Source organism: Chryseobacterium mucoviscidosis (assembly GCF_002177115.1).
Classification (GTDB): Bacteria; Bacteroidota; Bacteroidia; order Flavobacteriales; family Weeksellaceae; genus Chryseobacterium; species Chryseobacterium mucoviscidosis.
On sequence record NZ_MVAG01000141.1, the window covers coordinates 1 to 2559 of the forward strand.

The following is a 2559-nucleotide window of genomic DNA, read 5'->3' on the forward strand; positions in this document are numbered from 1 at the left end:
CAGCATCTTTCGATTTAGCAGAGTCCTGTGTTTTTGATAAACAGTCGCCTGGGCCTCTTCACTGCGGCCACCATTGCTGATGGCGTCTCTTCTTCCGAAGTTACGAGACTATTTTGCCTAGTTCCTTAGCCACGACTCACTCGAGCACCTTAGGATTCTCTCCTCGACCACCTGTGTCGGTTTTGGTACGGGTTGCTTCACTTCGGCTTTTCTTGGATCCGATTACACTATAACAGCTTCGCCCGAAGGCTAAGCCTTGACACTTCCGTCCGTCTTCAATAGCTACATCGAACCGTCCCCTTTTTAGTGTGAGCAAGTATGGGAATATTAACCCATTGTCCATCCACTACCCCTTTCGGGTTCGCGTTAGGTCCCGACTAACCCTCAGCTGATTAGCATGGCTGAGGAAACCTTAGTCTTTCGGTGAGGGGGTTTCTCGCCCCCTTTATCGTTACTTATGCCTACATTTTCTTTTCTATAAGCTCCACCAAGCCTCACGACTCAGCTTCTACGCCGATAGAATGCTCTCCTACCAGATATAATTAATTATAAATCCATAGCTTCGGTATTCTGTTTATGCCCGATTATTATCCATGCCGGACCGCTCGACTAGTGAGCTGTTACGCACTCTTTAAATGAATGGCTGCTTCCAAGCCAACATCCTAGCTGTCAATGCAGTCCAACCGCGTTGCTTCAACTTAACAGAAATTTGGGGACCTTAGCTGTTGGTCTGGGTTCTTTCCCTCTCGGACATGGACCTTAGCACCCATGCCCTCACTGCCGTAGAACATTTATTAGCATTCGGAGTTTGTCAGGAATTGGTAGGCGGTGAAACCCCCGCATCCAATCAGTAGCTCTACCTCTAATAAACTTATATACGACGCTGCACCTAAATGCATTTCGGAGAGTACGAGCTATCTCCCAGTTTGATTGGCCTTTCACCCCTACCCACAGGTCATCCGAAGACTTTTCAACGTCAACCGGTTCGGTCCTCCACTTTGTGTTACCAAAGCTTCAACCTGCCCATGGGTAGATCACAAGGTTTCGCGTCTAATCCTACTAACTATTCGCCCTATTCAGACTCGCTTTCGCTCCGGCTCCGGTACTTAATACCTTAACCTCGCTAGTAAAATTAACTCGTAGGCTCATTATGCAAAAGGCACGCCGTCACAGAATTAATCTGCTCCGACCGCTTGTAGGCGTACGGTTTCAGGTTCTATTTCACCCTTCTATTCGAAGTGCTTTTCACCTTTCCTTCACAGTACTTGTTCACTATCGGTCTTTCAGGAGTATTTAGCCTTGGAGGATGGTCCCCCCATATTCAGACAGGATTTCACGTGTCCCGCCCTACTCATTTATCATCCAAATATGCCTTTCAAATACGGGGCTATCACCCTCTATGGCTGTTCTTTCCAGAACATTCTTTTAAACATATAAAGACTTTTGGGCTAATCCGCTTTCGCTCGCCACTACTTACGGAATCTCTTCGATTTCTTTTCCTCCGGGTACTTAGATGTTTCAGTTCTCCGGGTTTGCTCCCATTGCTGGGTGACATATCTTCAATATGCCGGGTTGCCCCATTCGGACATCTGCGGATCAATTCGTGTGTGCCAATCCCCGCAGCTTTTCGCAGCTTACCACGTCCTTCGTCGCCTCTGAAAGCCTAGGCATCCGCCATACGCCCTTAACGATTTCTTTCCTATTTTTAGGTTACTCAAGCACTTATAAGTGCTCGGTTTTCTCTTTGTGATGTCTTTACCGTTAATGTCAATGATCTTATTTCTGGTTCATAGTTTAAGGTTCTTGGTTCATAGAAAATGGCTCTCATTTTCTGTTATTGAAACTTTGAATATTAAACTTGAAACCCAATTGGTGGAGAATAAGGGAGTCGAACCCTTGACCTCCTGCGTGCAAGGCAGGCGCTCTAGCCAGCTGAGCTAATTCCCCCTCTAGGTGCTGTTGGCTTCTTGCTATTTGCTTTTGGCTTTTTTGCCATCAGCCATAAGCTATTTGCCAGCCGCCTTAATTAGTAGTCTCGGGCAGGCTCGAACTGCCGACCTCTACATTATCAGTGTAGCGCTCTAACCAGCTGAGCTACGAGACTTTGTATGAGTAATGGGTGATGAGTAATAAGTAATATACTTTTCCCCTTCTTCATTTCTCAATCTCTTTCCCTTTTACTAATTTCTAGTGGGTTTTGTATTTTTTATATATATCAACCAAATAAAAAACTAAAGCTTTTCTTTAAGTAAGTGCTTTGTGTATTGCTACACTAATTTTGTTTAACGTTCTTCAACGCTCTAAAATGAGATGTTCCAGCCGCACCTTCCGGTACGGCTACCTTGTTACGACTTAGCCCTAGTTACCTGTTTTACCCTAGGCAGCTCCTGTTACGGTCACCGACTTCAGGTACCCCAGACTTCCATGGCTTGACGGGCGGTGTGTACAAGGCCCGGGAACGTATTCACCGCGCCATGGCTGATGCGCGATTACTAGCGATTCCAGCTTCATAGAGTCGAGTTGCAGACTCCAATCCGAACTGAGACCGGCTTTCGAGAT

At 46.2% G+C, this 2559-nt stretch carries 2 tRNA genes and 2 rRNA genes; all 4 read right to left on the reverse strand.

Going from position 1 to position 2559, the window contains the following annotated elements:
• Positions 1-1698, reverse strand: a 23S ribosomal RNA gene (locus B0E34_RS17525); the annotation flags it as partial.
• A 172-nt stretch (positions 1699-1870) separates the two neighbouring features.
• A tRNA-Ala gene (locus tag B0E34_RS17530) sits at positions 1871-1947 on the reverse strand.
• An 83-nt stretch (positions 1948-2030) separates the two neighbouring features.
• A tRNA-Ile gene (locus B0E34_RS17535) sits at positions 2031-2104 on the reverse strand.
• A gap of 199 nt (positions 2105-2303) precedes the next feature.
• A 16S ribosomal RNA gene (locus B0E34_RS17540) occupies positions 2304-2559 on the reverse strand; the annotation flags it as partial.